Origin of the sequence: Nitrospirillum amazonense, assembly GCF_007828045.1 — a bacterium.
GTDB lineage: Bacteria > Pseudomonadota > Alphaproteobacteria > Azospirillales > Azospirillaceae > Nitrospirillum > Nitrospirillum amazonense_C.
On record NZ_VITN01000016.1, the window covers coordinates 116,041 to 133,949 of the forward strand.

General features: G+C 67.2%; 13 protein-coding genes and 2 tRNA genes. 12 read left to right on the top strand and 3 right to left on the bottom strand.

Annotation, left to right across the window (positions count from 1 at the left end; genetic code table 11):
- The first annotated feature begins 28 nt into the window (after positions 1–28).
- The 9 genes from ilvC (at position 29) to FBZ89_RS21875 (ending at position 9,563) form a co-directional block, all read left to right on the top strand.
- The gene (ilvC, locus tag FBZ89_RS21835) at positions 29–1,048 is read left to right on the top strand and encodes a ketol-acid reductoisomerase (protein ID WP_145752137.1); all 1,020 of its coding nucleotides are present in this window, start codon (positions 29–31) and stop codon (positions 1,046–1,048) included.
- Between the two features lie 243 nt (positions 1,049–1,291).
- Entirely contained in the window at positions 1,292–2,848 is a 1,557-nt protein-coding gene (locus FBZ89_RS21840; protein WP_145752138.1) for a 2-isopropylmalate synthase, read from the top strand.
- Positions 2,849–3,180: 332 nt separating this feature from the next.
- Positions 3,181–4,209 (top strand): rod shape-determining protein, encoded by a 1,029-nt coding sequence (locus FBZ89_RS21845; protein ID WP_145752140.1) that lies wholly within the window; start codon positions 3,181–3,183, stop codon positions 4,207–4,209.
- 115 nt (positions 4,210–4,324) lie between these two features.
- Entirely contained in the window at positions 4,325–5,203 is an 879-nt protein-coding gene (gene mreC / locus FBZ89_RS21850) for a rod shape-determining protein MreC (protein ID WP_145752142.1), read from the top strand.
- Between the two features lie 7 nt (positions 5,204–5,210).
- Entirely contained in the window at positions 5,211–5,720 is a 510-nt protein-coding gene (gene mreD / locus FBZ89_RS21855) for a rod shape-determining protein MreD (RefSeq protein ID WP_145752144.1), read from the top strand.
- Positions 5,721–5,878: 158 nt separating this feature from the next.
- Positions 5,879–7,813 carry a penicillin-binding protein 2 gene (mrdA, locus tag FBZ89_RS21860; RefSeq protein WP_246172444.1) on the top strand — a complete coding sequence of 645 codons (1,935 nt, stop codon included), beginning with the start codon at positions 5,879–5,881 and terminating at the stop codon, positions 7,811–7,813.
- A complete protein-coding gene (gene rodA / locus FBZ89_RS21865; protein ID WP_145613255.1) occupies positions 7,810–8,964 on the top strand; it encodes a rod shape-determining protein RodA in 1,155 nt (384 codons plus the stop codon). The genes mrdA and rodA overlap by 4 nt, the downstream gene beginning before the upstream one ends.
- A gap of 185 nt (positions 8,965–9,149) precedes the next feature.
- A tRNA-Lys gene (locus FBZ89_RS21870) sits at positions 9,150–9,225 on the top strand.
- 262 nt (positions 9,226–9,487) lie between these two features.
- Positions 9,488–9,563 (top strand) — tRNA-Lys (locus FBZ89_RS21875).
- 178 nt (positions 9,564–9,741) lie between these two features.
- On the opposite strand, the gene FBZ89_RS21880 is transcribed toward FBZ89_RS21875, so the two are convergent.
- Positions 9,742–10,278 (bottom strand): acyloxyacyl hydrolase, encoded by a 537-nt coding sequence (locus FBZ89_RS21880; RefSeq protein ID WP_157999584.1) that lies wholly within the window; start codon positions 10,276–10,278, stop codon positions 9,742–9,744.
- 386 nt (positions 10,279–10,664) lie between these two features.
- Here FBZ89_RS21880 and FBZ89_RS21885 point away from each other — a divergent pair, with 386 nt between their 5' ends.
- The 3 genes from FBZ89_RS21885 to FBZ89_RS21895 all read left to right on the top strand — a co-directional run bounded on the left by FBZ89_RS21885 (position 10,665) and on the right by FBZ89_RS21895 (position 14,318).
- Entirely contained in the window at positions 10,665–12,347 is a 1,683-nt protein-coding gene (locus FBZ89_RS21885; RefSeq protein WP_246172446.1) for a bifunctional aminoglycoside phosphotransferase/ATP-binding protein, read from the top strand.
- A 226-nt stretch (positions 12,348–12,573) separates the two neighbouring features.
- The gene (locus FBZ89_RS21890) at positions 12,574–13,452 is read left to right on the top strand and encodes a universal stress protein (protein ID WP_145752146.1); all 879 of its coding nucleotides are present in this window, start codon (positions 12,574–12,576) and stop codon (positions 13,450–13,452) included.
- Between the two features lie 245 nt (positions 13,453–13,697).
- Positions 13,698–14,318 carry a YajG family lipoprotein gene (locus FBZ89_RS21895; RefSeq protein ID WP_145752148.1) on the top strand — a complete coding sequence of 207 codons (621 nt, stop codon included), beginning with the start codon at positions 13,698–13,700 and terminating at the stop codon, positions 14,316–14,318.
- Positions 14,319–14,368: 50 nt separating this feature from the next.
- On the opposite strand, the gene FBZ89_RS21900 is transcribed toward FBZ89_RS21895, so the two are convergent.
- Positions 14,369–14,863 (bottom strand): hypothetical protein, encoded by a 495-nt coding sequence (locus FBZ89_RS21900; RefSeq protein ID WP_145752149.1) that lies wholly within the window; start codon positions 14,861–14,863, stop codon positions 14,369–14,371.
- A 150-nt stretch (positions 14,864–15,013) separates the two neighbouring features.
- Positions 15,014–17,692: an aminopeptidase N gene (gene pepN / locus FBZ89_RS21905; RefSeq protein ID WP_145752151.1), complete on the bottom strand. Its 2,679-nt coding sequence runs from the start codon at positions 17,690–17,692 to the stop codon at positions 15,014–15,016.
- Positions 17,693–17,909 lie beyond the last annotated feature (217 nt).

Sequence of the window (17,909 nt, forward strand, 5' to 3'; positions counted from 1 at the left end):
GGGCGCAACCAACAAAAGGCTGAGACCCATGCGCGTTTATTATGATCGTGACGCCGACGTTAACCTGATCAAGGGCAAGAAGGTTGCCATCATCGGTTACGGCAGCCAGGGCCACGCCCACGCCCAGAACCTGCGCGACAGCGGGGTGAAGGATATCGTGGTGGCGCTGCGCCCCGGCTCGGCCACGACCAAGAAGGCCGAAGGCGCCGGCTTCAAGGTGGTCACCCCGGCCGAGGCCGCCGCCTGGGCCGATGTCGTCATGATCCTGACGCCGGACGAGCTGCAGGCCGACCTGTACCGTGACGAGCTGGCCGCCAACCTGCGCCAGGGTGCCGCCATCGCCTTCGGCCACGGCCTGAACGTGCACTTCCGCCTGATCGAGCCGCGGCCGGACCTGGACGTGTTCATGATCGCGCCGAAGGGCCCCGGCCACACCGTGCGCGGCGAATACCAGAAGGGCGGTGGCGTCCCCTGCCTGGTGGCCGTGCACCAGAACGCCTCGGGCAACGCCCTGGAAGTGGCGCTGTCCTATGCCTCCGCCGTGGGCGGCGGCCGCTCCGGCATCATCGAGACCACCTTCAAGGAAGAGTGCGAGACCGATCTGTTCGGTGAGCAGGCCGTGCTGTGTGGTGGCCTGACCAAGCTGATCCAGGCCGGCTTCGAGACCCTGGTCGAGGCGGGCTACGCCCCCGAGATGGCCTACTTCGAGTGCCTGCACGAGGTGAAGCTGATCGTGGACCTGATCTACGAGGGCGGCATCGCCAACATGCGCTACTCCATCTCCAACACGGCCGAGTACGGCGACTACGTCACCGGCCCGCGCATCGTCACCAGTGAGACCAAGGCCGAGATGAAGCGCGTGCTGGATGACATCCAGTCCGGCCGTTTCACCCGCGACTGGATGCTGGAGAACAAGGCCGGTCTGCCCAGCTTCAAGGCCACCCGCCGCCGCGAGGCCGAGCACCCGATCGAGGACGTGGGCGGCAAGCTGCGCGCCATGATGCCCTGGATCGCCAGCAACAAGCTGGTGGACAAGAGCCGCAACTAAGCGGTTCGCGGGCCATCCCCGGGGCGAAGCGACGAGGACGCGACCGAGGAAGCCCGGCGACTGAGAAAAAAAGGAAGGGCCGGCGCCTGACGGGTGCCGGTCCTTTTCTTTTCGCGGGCGCAGCATTTCAGACGCATTCCTGTCGTCCGCATCTGCTCTGCGGAAACAAAACGCTGGTCAAATGTTGCCAGGGGCGGGAACGGGGCGTAGACCAGACGGATCCCGAGCCCAGGATTTTTCACCATGACCCACCCGTCCTCCGACCGCGTCATCATCTTCGACACCACCCTGCGCGACGGCGAGCAGTCGCCCGGCGCCTCCATGAACCTGGAAGAGAAGATCCGCATCGCCCAGACGTTGGAGGAAATGGGCGTGGACGTGATCGAGGCCGGCTTCCCCGCCGCCTCCAACGGGGATTTCGAGGCGGTGCGGGAGGTGGGCCGGGTGGTGCGCAACGCCACCATCGCCGGCCTGGCCCGCGCCCACCGCAACGACATCGAGCGCGCGGCCGAGGCGTTGAAGGGGGCGGCGCGCCAGCGCATCCACACCTTCATCTCCACCAGCCCGCTGCACATGAAGTACAAGCTGCAGATGGAGCCGGACGCCGTGGTCCAGGCCGTCTGGGACAGCGTCAGCCTGGCCCGCAACCACGTGGAAGACGTGGAATGGTCGGCCGAGGACGGTTCCCGCACCGAGCTGGACTTCCTCTGCCGCTGCGTGGAAACCGCCATCAAGGCCGGCGCCACCACCATCAACATCCCCGATACCGTGGGCTATGCCGTGCCGGAAGAATACGGCGCGCTGATCCGCGCCGTGCGGGAAAAGACGCCCAACAGCGACCAGGCCATCTTCTCCGTCCACTGCCACAACGACCTGGGCCTGGCCGTGGCCAACTCGCTGGCCGGTGTCGCCGGCGGCGCGCGGCAGGTGGAATGCACCATCAATGGCCTGGGGGAACGCGCGGGCAACGCCGCCCTGGAAGAGATCGTGATGGCGCTGCGCACCCGCGCCGACTATCTGCCGTACAAGACCGGCATCAAGACCGAGGCCATCACCCGCGCCTCGCGCCTGGTATCCACCATCACCGGCTTTGTGGTGCAGCCCAACAAGGCCATCGTCGGCGCCAACGCCTTTGCCCATGAATCCGGTATCCACCAGGACGGCATGCTGAAGCACGCCGGCACCTATGAGATCATGACCCCGGAATCGGTGGGCCTGAACCGGTCCACCCTGGTGATGGGCAAGCACTCCGGCCGCGCCGCCTTCCGCGCCAAGCTGAAGGAGCTGGGCTACGAGGATATGGGCGACAACGCCGTGAACGAGGCGTTCCGCCGCTTCAAGGATCTGGCCGACCGCAAGAAGGACGTGTTCGACGAGGACATCATCGCCCTGATCGATGACGAGGTGGGCCGCCAGCACGACCACATCCAGTTCGTCTCGCTGCAGGTGGTGGCGGGGTCGCGCGGGCCGCAGCACGCGGTGCTGGAGGTGACGGTGGGGGGTGAGGCCGTGCCCCCGGTGGTCAGCTTCGGCAACGGCCCGGTGGATGCGGTGTTCAACGCCATCAAGCAGGTCTTCCCGCATGAGGCCAGGCTGCAACTTTACCAGGTGCATGCCGTGACGGCCGGCACCGACGCCCAGGCCGAGGTGACCGTGCGCCTGGAGGAGGGCGGCAAGACCGTGAACGGCCAGGGGGCGGACGCCGACACCCTGGTTTCCTCCTGCCGCGCCTATCTGCACGCCTTGAACAAATTGCTGGTCAAGCGGCAGAAGACGGCGCCGGCGGCGATCAGCGCCTGAGGCCTATATTAACCCCTTAATCCCGAGTCCCGTGCGGGGCTGGGCGACGCGGCGGTGCAGGCGGCACGCTAGTGCGCCCGCAGGTTGCCGGGGCAGGTCCGGTGAGCGGTGGAGGTGCCCGGGCGCACCGGAACCGCCCCCTGGGCGCCCCTTGGTTCACAAGCGTTCCGCGCCGCGGCGATAAAATCACGGGCGGGGTGTCATCAGGGCTTGAGCGGCCTAGCGATTCTGTTCTATGCAACCCCTATGGCGGTGCGATGCTCGTTTCCCCCGGGAAACCCGCGGTGCGCAGGGCCACCTTCCCGCAACCCACTAACCGATGTCCTACGAACTTGCTTGGCATTTTCTCCGCCGATATGGCGATCGACCTCGGCACGGCCAATACGCTGGTCTACGTCAAGGGTCGCGGTATTGTCCTGAACGAACCGTCCGTGGTCGCGATTGCGAGCGTCCGCGGCAAGAAGCAGGTCTTGGCCGTCGGTGACGAGGCCAAGCTGATGCTGGGCCGTACGCCGGGCAACATTCAGGCCATCCGTCCGTTGCGCGATGGCGTCATCGCCGACTTCGAAGTTGCGGAAGAAATGATCAAGCATTTCATCCGCAAGGTGCACAATCGCCGCAGCTTCGCCAGCCCGCAGGTCATCATCTGCGTGCCGTCGGGCTCCACCGCCGTTGAGCGCCGGGCCATCCAGGAATCAGCCGAGGCCGCCGGCGCCCGCCGCGTGTTCCTGATCGAGGAACCCATGGCCGCCGCCATCGGCGCCGGCCTGCCGGTGACCGAGCCGACGGGCAGCATGGTGGTCGATATCGGTGGCGGCACCACCGAGGTGGCCGTCCTGTCGCTGGGCGGCATCGTCTATTCCCGTTCGGTCCGCGTGGGCGGCGACAAGATGGATGAGGCCATCATCGGCTACATCCGCCGCAACCATAACCTTCTGGTGGGCGAAGGCTCGGCCGAGCGCATCAAAAAGGAAATCGGTTCCGCCTGCCCGCCGGAGGATGGCGAGGGCCGGGTGATGGAGATAAAGGGCCGTGACCTGATGAACGGGGTTCCCAAGGAACTCATCATCAGCGAGCGCCAGATTGCCGAAAGCCTGGCGGAGCCGGTGAGCCAGATCATCGAGGCCGTCAAGGTCGCGCTGGAGCACACGGCCCCCGAACTGGCGGCCGACATCGTGGACAAGGGCATCGTGCTGACCGGTGGTGGCGCGCTGCTGTCCAACCTGGATTTCGTCCTGCGCCATGCCACGGGCTTGCCGGTGTCGATCGCCGACGATCCCCTGTCCTGCGTCGCGCTGGGTACGGGCCGGGCGCTGGAGGAGATGAAGACCCTGCGCAACGTGCTGATCAGCATGTATTGACCAAGGGCCTCCGGGCGCCCACATGGGCGCCTGGGACGTTTTTTTGGGACGGGGCCGGCATCGTATCCAAACCGGATGCATTGCCGGGCCCCCTGTAGCGGGACGGGGACTGCCTGTGAAGACGCGCAGCGGTGGCACCGCGCTCAGGATCGCAGCACCCATGCGGGCGCTGCTGCAGCGATTCTCATTTCTGCTGATGGTGCTGGCCGCCATCGGGCTGATGATGATGACGCGCGTCGATCCTGTGTTCATCGACGCCGCCCGCGCCCGCGTCACCGACGCCTTCGCCCCCATCCTGGGCTTCATCGCCCGCCCCGCCGGTGCCGTGGCCAGCGTGCTGGAGTCCGGCCACCAGCTGACGGCGCTCTATGCCGAGAACCAGCGCCTGCGCGAGGACAATGAGCGCCTGCGCCAGTGGCAGCAGACAGCCTTACGGCTGGAGGCGGAGAACAACTCCCTGCGCGGCCTGCTGGCCTACAAGCCCGACCCCGCCGCCTCCTACATCACCGCCCGCGTCATCGCCGATCCCGGTGGGGCCTTCGTCCGTACCCTGGTGGTGATGGCTGGGCAGCGCGACGGCGTGCGCCGGGGCCAGGCCGCCATGGCCGGCCAGGGCGTCATCGGCCGCGTGGTGCAGGTGGGCGAATGGTCGTCCCGCATCCTGCTGGTCACCGACCTGAACGCCCGCATTCCCGTGGTGCTGGAAACCACCCGCCAGCGCGCCATGCTGTCGGGCGACAACTCCGACCAGCCGCGCCTGATGTATATCCCGCGCGGCGTGGAGCCGACGGTGGGTGAGCGGGTGTTCACCTCCGGCCATGGCGGGCTGTTCCCCGCCGGCCTGCCGGTGGGCATCGTGGCCGCCACCCATGATGGTGAGACGCGGGTCACCCCCATCGTCGATCTGTCGCGCATCGAATATGTGCAGCTGGTCGATTTCGGCATCCCCGGCGGACTGGCGGCCGAAGCGGCCCAGCCCGGCGGCATGCAGTAACGCCGCCATGGCGGTTGGCATTTGGCAGCGGCTGGACCAGGCCGGGCGGAACTCGGTGCCCTTCAGCACCACGGTGGCGGCCATGCTGGTGGGGATGATGCCCTTGCAGCTGCCCGACTATTCCTTCGTGGCGCCCCCCCTCACCTTGATGGCCATCTACTACTGGGCGATCTATCGCCCCGACCTGCTGAAGCCTTATATGGCCTTCGGCATTGGGGTGCTGCAGGATCTTCTGGGTGGGTCGCCCCTGGGCATGAGCGCGCTGGTCTATGTGCTGGCCTACTGGCTGGTGCTGACCCAGCGGCGCTATTTCCTGGGGAACTCCTTCTGGTTCCTGTGGCTGGGCTTCGCCCTGGTGGCCGTGGGTGCGGGGGCCGTGCAGTGGGTGGCCTACAGCCTGATGACCGCCCACTTGGTGGGGCCGGGCAACGTGGTGGCCCAGGCCCTGCTGGCCATCGTGCTGTTCCCGGTTCCGGCCTGGTGTTTCAGCAAGCTGCACCGCAGCCTGTTGAGCTGACCTGAAGCGAAATGCCAACGGCATGAGGCATCTCTCATGCCGTTGTAGGACGTGACTGCGTCCGCCGGAGGTTTCCGGGGAACGAAGTGGACTGGAAACCGAGGAAGCCCAAGCCCGCGGATGCGGGCGTCCGGCGTCTGAGGGGGTAAAAACTTACTATGTTCAACGCGATCGATAGGGACGCCGAGCGCCAGCGCGTCATGAACCGCCGCACGCTGGTGCTGGGCGGGCTGAAGGCCGGTGCCTTGTCCGCCCTGGTGGCGCGCCTCTACTACCTGCAGATCCTGGAGGGCGACCACTACACCACCCTGGCCGAGGACAACCGCATCTCCCTGCGCCTGCTGGCGCCGTCGCGCGGCACCATCGTCGATCGCAGCGGCGTGCCCTTGGCGGTGAACGAGCAAAACTTCCGCGCCGTGCTGGTGTCCGAGCGCACCGACGACGTGGATGAGACGCTGGACAAGGTGGTCAAGCTGCTGCCACTGACCGATGCCGACCGCCGCCGCATCCTGCGCGATGTCGACCGCCTGCGCTCCTTCGCGCCCGTGACCCTGCGTGAGAACCTGACCTGGGACCAGGTCTCGGCCATCGAGGTGAACCTGCCCGACCTGCCCGGCGTCTCCATCGAGGTGGGGCAGGTACGCTCCTATCCCTTCGGGGAGCAGGCGGCCCACATCCTGGGCTATGTCGGCGTGGTGTCGGAGCAGGAACTGCAGAACGCCCGCGATCCGCTGCTGTCCCTGCCGGGCTTCCGCATCGGCAAGAGCGGCATCGAGCGCAAGCACGACCTGGCCCTGCGCGGCACCGCCGGCACCAGCCAGCTGGAGGTCAACGCCGTGGGCCGGGTGGTGCGTGAGCTGGCGCGCAACGATGGCCAGCCGGGCCACCAGGTGACGCTGACCATCGACGCCAAGTTGCAGTATTACGCCCAGCAGCGCCTGGCGGAGCATGAGAGCGCCGCCGCCGTGGTGCTGGACGTGCAGACCGGCGGCATCCTGGCGCTGGCCTCCCACCCCAGCTTCGACCCCAACCAGTTCGCCATGGGGATCCCGCAGGATCTCTATGACAGCCTGATCAAGAACGAGGCCTCGCCCCTGACCAACAAGGTGGTGGCCGGCCACTACGCCCCGGGCTCCACCTTCAAGCCCATGACGGCGCTGGCTGGGCTGGAGGCGGGGGTGGACCCCACCCACCGCGTCTTCTGCCCCGGGCACTACGATTTCGGCGGCCACACCTTCCACTGCTACAAGAAGGGCGGCCACGGCCCCGTCGATATGCACGACGCCATCCGCATGTCCTGCGACGTCTATTTCTACGACCTGGCGCGGCGCATCGGCGTGGACCGCATCGCCGACATGGCCCGCCGTTTCGGCCTGGGCGACCGCACCGACCTGGACCTGCCGGGCGAGAAGACGGGCATCATTCCCGACACCAAGTGGAAGCGCCGCACCTACAAGGAAAATTGGTACGACGGCGAAACGTTAAGCGTGGCCATTGGCCAGGGCTACGTCACCGCCACCCCCATCCAGCTGGCGGTGATGTGCGCCCGCCTGGCCAGCGGCGGCAAGGCGGTGAAGCCCCACCTGACCAAGGCGGTGGAGCAGGAATACACCGAGCAGACAGCCTGGCCCGACATCGGGGTGAAGCCGGAATTCATCCAGCGCGTCCTGGCCGGCATGGCGGGCGTCACCTCGGCCGGCGGCACCGCCTACGCCGCCCGCATCACCCAGCCGGGGTTCGAGATGGGCGGCAAGTCGGGCACCGCCCAGGTCAAGCGCATCACCATGGCGGAGCGCAACGCCGGCCTGCTGAAGGCCGAGCGGCCCTGGAAGGACCGCGACAACGCCCTGTTCATCGCCTTCGCGCCGGTGCAGGCCCCGCGCTACGCCTGCGCCATCATCGTGGAGCACGGTGTGGGCGGCAGCTCGGTGGCCGCCCCCATCGCCCGCGACCTGCTGCTGGAAATCCAGCTGATGGAAGCCGCCCGGGCGCAGCAGGCCGATGCCGGTGCCGCCCCGTCCGCACCCATCCAAGTCACGCCTACCCAAGTCACTGCCGCCCCCGCCCTGCCCGGGGAAGGAACGCCGCGATGATCAATCTCGACATGGGCCTGGACCCCCAGTCCAACATGAGCCTGGGGGAGAAGCTGGGCCAGATCAGCTGGAGCCTGGTGCTGCTGATCACGGCCGTGGCCTGCATCGGCTTCGCCATGCTCTATTCCGCCGCCAACGGCAACTTCGACCCCTGGGCCACGCGCCAGATCATGCGCTTCGCCGTGGGCCTGGTGCTGATGCTGGTGGTGGCGCTGATCGACATCCGCCTCTGGCTGAAGTTTTCCTACTTCCTCTACGGCATCGCCTTTTTCCTGCTGATCGTGGTCGAGGTCATGGGCCACGTCGGCATGGGCGCGCAGCGCTGGATCGACCTCGGCTTCATGCAGCTGCAGCCGTCCGAGTTGATGAAGGTGACGCTGGTGATGGCGCTGGCGCGCTATTTCCACGGCGCCTCGCTGGAGGACACCGGCCGCATCACCTTCCTGATCCCGGCCCTGGTCATGATCGTGGCGCCCGTCTGCCTGGTGCTGCTGCAGCCCAACCTGGGCACCTCGCTCATGCTGCTGATGGTGTCGGGCGCCATCTTCTGGCTGGTGGGCGTGCGGCTGTGGAAGTTCGCCCTGGTCATCGGCAGCGTCCTGGCCGCCATCCCGGTCATCTGGCACTTCATGCACGACTACCAGAAGAACCGGGTGAACACCTTCCTGAACCCCGAGAACGATCCCCTGGGGCATGGCTACCACATCATGCAGTCCAAGATCGCCCTGGGTTCCGGCGGCATGTTCGGCAAGGGCTTCCTCATGGGCTCGCAAAGCCACCTGAACTTCCTGCCGGAAAAGCAGACCGACTTCATCTTCACCATGCTGGCGGAGGAGATGGGCATGGTGGGGGCGCTGGTGTTCCTGGCGATGTATGCCCTGCTGCTGGTCTACGGCTATGTCATCGCCATGCGCTGCCGGCACCAGTACGGCCGCTTGGTGGCCATGGGGCTGACGGTGAACCTGTTCCTGTACATGTTCATCAACATTGCCATGGTCATGGGCCTGATCCCCGTGGTGGGCGTCCCCCTGCCGCTGATCTCCTACGGCGGATCGTCGGCCTTGACGGTCATGATCGGCTTCGGCCTGTTGCTGTGTGTCCATGTGCATCGGGACGTGCGCATGTCCCGCCGCGGCATGAGCGATTTCTGACCATCTGGCGGGGGAAGGGGAGGAGGGCATGGCGCCCTTGCCGCCCTTTTGTTCCTGCAAGGGCGCCATGTCGATGCGCTGATGCATTTTTCTGTCGACAAGCGCCGCCTATCGCCGTATGAAACCGCCCTCACCGGGACGCAAGACCCGGCGGGCCGGCGCCACGGCGGCGGCCTTCGAGGGGCGGGTGTATAGCTCAGTTGGTAGAGCAGCTGACTCTTAATCAGCGGGCCCAAGGTTCGAGTCCTTGTACACCCACCACTCCCCTTTCCCGTGATATCTTCAAGATTACGCCCGGACTGTGAGGTCGGGGTTATTGGCGCTGGCGCTTTCGGCTAAGCCCTTATGATTCCCTCCATTTCAGGCCGCCCAGGCCGCATGGGTGCCATTCGCCCGCGCCGGGTGGCAGCGCGTTTTTCCTGTCATTTTTCTATCGACAAGCCCGCGCCGGGACGCTACAAAGCGCGCCTCACCGGGACGCAAGACCCGGCGGCCGGCGCCACGGCGGCGGCTCATGAGGGGCGGGTGTATAGCTCAGTTGGTAGAGCAGCTGACTCTTAATCAGCGGGCCCAAGGTTCGAGTCCTTGTACACCCACCACTCCTCTTAAATTCTTCCGACATTATTGGTCCTTGAAGCGCCCTATCCCATTCGGGGTGGAGGGCGTTTTGGCATGTCCGCGGATCGCGTGCGCAGCACAATGGCCGCCGCCATATTCCTAAAACAAAAAGGGCGCCCGGAGGCGCCCTTGTGATCATCTCAGCCCTGAGGGGCTGGCTTACCAGCCGCCGAACAGCCAGCTGGTGGGGATGTGGTAGTAGAGGGTCACGATCTCGGAACCGGGGTTCACCTCGCCGATGCCGGCGTTGGAGATGTGGCCGAAGGACAGGCCCAGGCGGCTCTGATTCTCGAACTTGTACGAGATTTCGGCGGTGGAGCGGAATTCCACCCAGCTGCCCAGGTTCTTGCCGCTGCCGGTGCCGTAGACGCCGACGCCGAAGTTGGGCGTGAAGTCGAAGGAGCTGCCCAACGGAATGTCGAACAGGATGCCGCCCACGCCATACGCGCCGCCCTGGCCGGTGAACTCACCGCCCACCCAGGGGCTGATGCGGATCCAGCTGTTGCTGAACAGCGAGGTGTTGGGCCGGTACTCGACGCGGTAGTCGGTCGTGTTGTGCTTCGGCCCGGTCCGCAGCACGTCGTACTCGCCGATGCCGAAGCTGAGGAAGCTGGGGGTGTCCTCGGCGAACGCCGGCGCCGCGGCTGTGACCAGCCCCAACGCCAATACCGTGGACTTCAGAAGACGCCGTATCACGACCGCGATCCTTATTAAGAAGTTTTCAGGATGATTCCCGAATAGGCCAGGCAACTCAACGACCAAAGCAGTGACCGCTACCTTTTGCCTCGCATAGCCGACGACTGTTGCGCATATGCGACAAACAGGCGTTCAGCCACCCAGGCTACACACGCGCAAGGCCACACTCACACTCCGGGCGACGCCTTAATAGGGCCGCCCCGGTTACGATTTCATGAAAGCGCGCCGCATAGGCGCAATGCCCTCACCTTATATGGTTTCGCGGCTGCACAATATCAGGGGTATAGGCCGCAAGGCGGAGGTGGGACAGTGCCGGGCGTCACCGGGCGGAAAAATTGGCGCGGGATGCACGACTGCCTGTCATAAAACGCCTTTAAAATCAGGACATGGATCTGTGTCCGGCGCCCGCGAACCCGACCCTGATGGACCAGGCCGCCACGATCGCCCTGTTGGGCGATCCGGCGACCCACCAGGGTTTGGCGGTGGAGCGAATCGATACCGACAGCGCCATCATCTTCCTGGCCGGGGATCGCGCCTACAAGATACGGCGCGCCGTCCATTTCCCCCACCTGGACCTGTCCACGCCCGATCGCCGGCGCCGCGTGGCCCTGGCCGAGGTTGCCGTCAACCGGCGCACGGCGCCGGGCTTGTATGAGGGCGTGCTGGCGGTGGTGCCGGGCGCCCATGGCCGCCTGGTGCTGGCGCCCGCCGGTTCCGGCGCGGGCGCGACACCGGCGGATCGGGGGGCGGCGGATCGGGGGACGGCGGACTGGGCGGCGGCGGTCGACTGGGTGGTGGTCATGCGCCGCTTCGCCGAATCCAGCCTGTTCGACCGCCAGGCGGAGGCCGGGTTGCTGACCCGCGACGGCATGCGGGCCGTGGCCGACGCCGTGGCCGCCCTGCATGAGAGCGCCCATGACGAGGGTATCAACCGCGCCGGCTGGCCACCCCCCGGCGGGATGGAGGCGGTGCGGACGGCGGTGACCGGCGCCCTGGGCGCGTTGCGCCAGCATCCCGATCTGTTCGACCCCCCGGCACTGGATCGGCTGGAGCGTGGGTTGATGGCGGCCGTGGCCCGTCAAGAATGGCTGATCGAACGTCGCCGCCGCTCCGGCTATGTCCGGCCCTGCCATGGCGACCTGCAGCTGGGCAACATTTGTCTATGGGGCGGCCAGCCCACTCTGTTCGGCGCCGCCATTCTGTTGGACGAAGCCGGCGCCCCCCGGGATGGGGCCCCCCGGGATGGGGACGTGGTGGACGGGGGCCCGGCGGTCATCGACGTCTTCCACGACCTCGCCTACCTGCTGATGGATCTGGAGCACCGCCGGCTGCGGCCCTTCGCCAACCTGGTGCTGAACCGCTATTTGGAGCAGACGGGCGATTTCGCCGGCCTGGCGCTGCTGCCCCTGTTCATCAGCCTGTGCGCCGCCATCCGCGCCCACATGACGGCCAGCACGGCGGCGGCCCGGCGGCCGGTGGGGGCGGGCGCCTCCTTCCGGCGTGAGGCGGCGGCCTACCTGGACCTGGCCCTGTCCGCCCTCAATCCGCGGGCGCCGCGCCTGATCGCCATTGGCGGGCTGCCGGGGACGGGCAAGTCCACCCTGGCGCGCATGCTGGCGCCGGAGATCGGGCCCATCCCCGGCGCCGTCATCCTGCAGTCCGAGGCGCTGCGCCGCCGCCTGCTGGACGCGCCGGAGGAGGGGACGCTGGCGGCGTCCGGCTACAGCGAGGCGGTGACCACCCGCGTCTATGGCGAGATGGCGGGCCGCGCCGGACTGGTGCTGGAGGCCGGCCACGCCGTGGTGGCGGATGCCGTCTACGCCCGGCCGGACCAGCGGGCGGATATCGAGGCGGTGGCCCACGCAGCACCCGTGCCCTTCCTGGGCTTGTGGCTGGTGCTGAACCAGCAGCAGGCGGCCGATGAAGGCCGCCCCAAGGGCGAGCGTGGCGGCCGCGGCCTGGGGGAGATGCGCTGGGACATCCTGTCGGTGCTGGGCTCCGCCGCCGACGTGGCCCGCCGCCTGTTGAGCCAGCTGGCCCGGCCGGAGCCCTGGCGGCCCGAGGTTTAGGTACGGTTCCCTCAACGCCGGGCGACCACATCCGTGGCCTTGGCTATCCTCGCTCCGTCCTACGGTACTCGCTGCGGGGCCGGCCGTCGTCGGCCTTAAGCGCTTGCCCTCCGTCTGCGCCGGGTCCACGCTTGAGGCACGTCAATGCGTGCATCCGCCTGAACGGTGAAGCTTCTCCACGATGTGCCGGCCGCCTGAGCGCCGGCGACCACAGGAGAACGGCCCCATGTCCTATCGCAAGATCCTGTCCGTGCTGACCGGCGGCGCCGGTGACCGTGCGGCCCTGGCGGCGGCCTTTGCCCTGGCGCGTCCGGCCGGCGGCCACGTCCTGGGTCTGGTGCCCAACCCCGACCCGCGCGAGGCGGTGCCGGCCCTGGGCGAAGGCGTGTCGGGCGCCCTGGTCGAGGAGATCATGACCATGGTGGAGCAGGAGTCGCGCAACCACCGCACCCGCGCCCGCCAGGCCTTCGACGCCGCCCTGGCCGAGGCCGGCGCCACCCTGGCCGAGACTCCGGACGCGGTCGCTGGTGCTTCCCTGACCGGCCACTTCCGCGAGGTCGTGGGCAGCCAGGAGGATGCGGCCGTGGTCGAGGCCCGCCTGGCGGACATCAGCGTCATGGCGCAGGTGGGCGAGACGGTGGGGGGCGAGGCCCTGCTGATGCTGGAGGCCATCCTGCTGGCCAGCGCCCGGCCCCTGCTGGTCGTGCCGCCCGCCTTCCGGGCGGAAACGGGCTTGGGCCGCCGCATCCTTCTCGCCTGGAACGGCAGCCGCGAATCGACCCAGGCCGTGGCCCAGTCCTTGCCCCTGCTGAAGGCGGCGGAGGCGGTGACCGTGATCGCGGTCGAGACGGACAAGACCGAGGGCGCCGCCGGCCGCGACCTGGCCGGCTACCTCGCCTGGCACGGCATCAAGGCCCAGGTGCGGCAACCCATGGCGGAGGGGCGGCCGGTGGGCGCCCTGCTGCTGGCCACGGTGGAGGCCGCCGGCGCCGACCTGCTGGTGCTGGGCGGCTATGGTCACAGCCGCCTGCGCGAGATGATCCTGGGCGGCGTCACCCGCCATGTGCTGTACAACGCCGCCCTGCCGGTCCTGCTTGCCCACTGACATGCGTCATTATGACGCGGCTTGGCGCCCGGCGATCCCGGGAGATTGATTGTCACGTCGGCGGTTTCGCCCGTCGAAACAAGGAGCTATCGCCGCAGACTGCATATGTAGGAAATTCGCCGGGCTGCCACTATTAATGCGTTAATGCGAAGCATTATTGCTCACGATCATCGCTTTGGCATACCTCTGAAGCGCTAGAGCGGGCTGCCCGCCGGGCGGTCTGCATAAGACATGGGGGTAAGTTGATGATCAGGATTGTCGCCGCGTTCGCGGCGGTTTCCATGCTGGCCGGTTGCGCGCTGTCCGAAGACGTCGCGACCGTGAAGTACGTTCCCACCAAGGCCGAGGTCGTCGCCGACGCCAAGCCGGTGGGCTTGACCGTGGTGGACGCGCGTACCTCCGACCGCAACCGCATCTCCGCCAAGATCAATGGTTTCGGCACCGAAATGGCGGCCATCCGCTCCGACAAGGACGTGCCGACCATCGTGACCGACGCGCTGAAGGTTGAGTTGGAGACGCGCGGCTTTCACGTTCAGGCGGGTGGCCGTCCCCTCACCGTCTCTATCAACCAATTCTACAACCAGTACGGTGCCGGCGTGTTCTCCGGTACGGCCAACGGTGACGTCAACCTGACGGTTTCGGTGGGGACCGGCGCGGGGGCGCCTGCCTTCACCCAGACCTATGCCGGCACGGCGAAGAAGACCATCCTGATGGCCAATGGCTCCAACGCGGCTGAAACTGTCGCCAGCGCGTTGAATGACGCTCTGGCCAAGATGTTCGCCGATCCTGCCTTCGTGGCCACGCTGACCGGCAAGCAGTCGTCAGTCGTGGCGGCGCCGGTTGCTGCGGGCGGCCCTACAAGCTGATGACGGCGGAGGGCGGCGGACGGGCGTCGCCGCCCGCCCGCCTTCCTGGCTCAGTGGCTCTGCGGCTTCGTCTCGGCTTTGAAGGCCTGGTCGCAGACTTGGTTGGCGAAGGCTTGGGCCATCTGGCCTTCAGCACCGCTGAGGCCGATGGCCCCCAGCACGCCACCGCCGCCCACCGAGCGGTTGACATCATAGTCGCCAACCAAGGCGCCGTTCGCCGGGTCGAACAACTGGACGGAACCGCGGACGATGTTGGAATCGCCCAGCAGCAGGGCCCGTCCGGCGTTCTCACCATTGAAGCGGGCGACACGGGCCTCCACGCGCAGGGGATGGCTGCCCTTGGCGCACTTGGTCAGTTCCGTACGCAAGGCCAGTTCCAGCTTGGCCTTGAACTCGGGCGTGGCATCGGGGGGCAGGGCCTTGATCTCGATGTCGGAGACGTAGCTGTCATGCGCCAGCGTGACGGGCAGGGCCTTCACCGCTTCGCTGCTGCTGAAGGGCACGCAGCCGGCCGCCAGGGGCAGGATAAAAAAAGGGAGCCACATTGGCCCGTTCATTTTCAGGAATGTCATGGCGCCCGTCGTGATGGAAAAGTAATCTTGGCCTTATATATTCAATATAAGGAGATGTGAATTCAGAAATGAAAAGAAACGCCGCGCCAATATTGTGACGCGGCGCTATTTTGTTTTGTTTATTTATCCGGCCAAGCTCTTCGACGCGATCTCATAGACATCGCGCGACAGGCCGGTGGTGCCGACGATGCGCTCCAGCGCCGCCTTGGCGTGTTCCTGCCGGCCGGAATCGTAGGGGCGCCAGCGGGCCAAAGGCTTCACCATGCGGCTGGCCACCTGGGGATTCAGCTTGTCCAGCATCAGCACCGTATCGGCCAGGAAGGCGTAGCCGCTGCCGTCGGCGGCATGGAACTTGGACGGGTTGCCGGCGAAGCTGCCCACCAGGGCGTAAACCTTGTTGGGGTTGCGGATGGAGAAGGACGGGTGGTCCATCAGGCCCCGCACCCGCTCCAGCGTGTCCGGCCGGTCGCTCAGCGCCTGCACCGCGAACCACTTGTCCATCACCAGCGGCTCATGCTTCCAGCGGTCGGCGAAGTCCGCCAGGCAGCCCGCGCGCTCGTCCATGGCGCTGTCGGCGATCAGGGCCAGCGCCGCGATGGCGTCGGTCATGGTGGCCGCGCCCTGGTATTGCGCCAGGCACAGGGCGCGGGCCGGGGCGTCGTCCAGCGCCATCAGATAGGCCAGGGCGGCGTTCTTGAGCGCGCGGCGGCCCATGGCGTCGGGCGTGATGATGAAGGCGCCATCGGTGCGGTTGCCGTCATAGGCCTTGCGGAAGGCGCCGTTCAGCTCGCGCGCCAGGGTGCGGCGCAAGGCCAGGCGGGCGGCATGGATGCCGTCCACGTCCACGGTGGCGCGCTGCTGGCCCAGATAACCCTCCGCCGGCAGGGCCAGCGCCAGGGCGGCGAACGCCCGGTCCTCTCCCGCCCGCGCCAGGGTTTGGGCCGTGGCGTCGATGTAGGCCTGGGGCACGGCGGCCTCGGCGCCTTTGGCCCGGGCATCGACATCGGCCAGGATCAGGCGGGTGGCCAGGGTCTGCCCCGCCTCCCACCGGTTGAAGGCGTCGCTGTCGTGCGCCATCAGGAAGGTCAGCGCGGCGTCGTCCTGCTTGAGGTCCAGCCGCACCGGGGCGGAGAAGCCGCGCAGCAGCGAGGGCACGGGCGCCTGCGGCACGCCGGTGAAGGTGTAGCTTTGCTCCGCCTCCGTCAGGGCGAGGGTGCGGGTGGTGGCGCCGGTGTCGGTTTCGCCCTGGAGGGTGAGGGGCACATCCTTGCCGTCCGGGCCCACCAAGCCCAGGGCCACGGGAATGACCTGGGGAAGCTTGTCCGGCTGGCCCGGCGTGGCCGGCACCGCCTGGCGCAAGGTCAGCGTGTAGGTGCCGGCGGCGGCATCGTGCCGGCCCTCGCCCGACACCACCGGTGTGCCGGCCTGGGAATACCAGCGCTGGAACCGCGCCCACAGCGGGTCGGTGGGCTTTTGGCCGTTGGCCTCCACCATGGCGGCCAGGAAGTCGTCCGTCGTCACCGCCTGGCCGTCGTGGCGGGCGAAATACAGGTCGATGCCCCGGCGATATCCCGCATGGCCCAGCAGGGTGCGGTACATGCGCAGCACCTCCGCCCCCTTCTCATAGACGGTGGGCGTGTAAAAGTTGCTGATCTCGATATAGCTTTCCGGGCGCACGGAATGGGCGGTGGGGCCGGCGTCCTCGTTGAACTGCACCTGGCGCAGGCGCTGCACGTCCTGGATGCGCTTCACGGGCGCGGAGTTCATGTCGGCGGAGAATTCCTGGTCGCGGAAGACGGTCAGGCCTTCCTTCAGGCTCAGCTGGAACCAGTCGCGGCAGGTGACGCGGTTGCCTGTCCAGTTATGGAAGTACTCATGCGCCACCACCGTCTCGATGCCGAGGAAGTCGGTGTCGGTGGCCGTCTCCGGCTGGGCCAGGATGTACTTGGTGTTGAAGACGTTCAGGCTCTTGTTCTCCATCGCGCCCATGTTGAAGTCGGACACGGCGACGATGTTGAAGATGTCCAGGTCATACTCCAGGCCATAGACGTCCTCGTCCCATTTCATGGATTTCTTCAGGGACTCCATGGCATGGCCGCACTTGGCCTCATTCCCCGGTTCGACATAGATGCGCAGCGCCACCTCGCGGCCGGAGCGGGTGGTGAAGCGGTCCTCGATATGCACCAGCGTGCCGGCCACCAGCGCGAACAGGTAGCAGGGCTTGGGCCAGGGATCCTCCCACCGCGCCCAATGGCGCCCGGCTTCGGTCGCGCTGTCGCCGCTGGCCGTCAGGTTGCCGTTGGACAACAGCACGGGATAGCGCGACCGCTCCGCCTCGATGATGGTGGTGTAGCGGGCCATCACGTCCGGGCGGTCCAGGAAATAGGTGATCTTGCGGAAGCCTTCCGCCTCGCACTGGGTGCAGTAGTTGCCGGAGGACTTGTACAGCCCCTCCAGCGCCGTATTGTCCTGCGGCCGGGTGCGGGTGGTGATCTCCACCGTGGCGTGGTCGGCCAGGCCGGCCAGGCTCAGCCGGTCCGGCGTCAGGGTGTAATCGTCGGGCCCCAGCAGGCGGTTGTCCACCCGCACGGCCAGCAGTTCCAGTTCCTGGCCGTCCAAGTCCAGCGCGGCGGTGGTGTTCCCCGAGGCCGGGTTGCGCCGCACGGCAAGGGTGGAGCGGATGGTGGCCGCCTCTTCCCGCAAATCGACATGCAGATCCACGGTGTCGATCAGCCACGCCGGCGGGGCGTAATCGCGAAGATGGATGGCGTGGGGCGTGGCCGTGTCGAGGCGGCTGTCCATGGGATGGGTTCCGTTGGAATTATGGTTGGCGGCCAGGATAGGGGAGGGTGCCGCACCACGCCAACCCCCCTTTGCCCCGGGGCGCGATGGGGGCATCCGTCAGGCGCCTGCGGTGACCTTATTCGCCTGCCCTCCCCGGTTGGGCAGGGGGCCTGTCCTGATGACTTAGGCGGGTATTTTGGGCAGGCTGCCTACGGCCTTAGGCTGTATCCTTCGG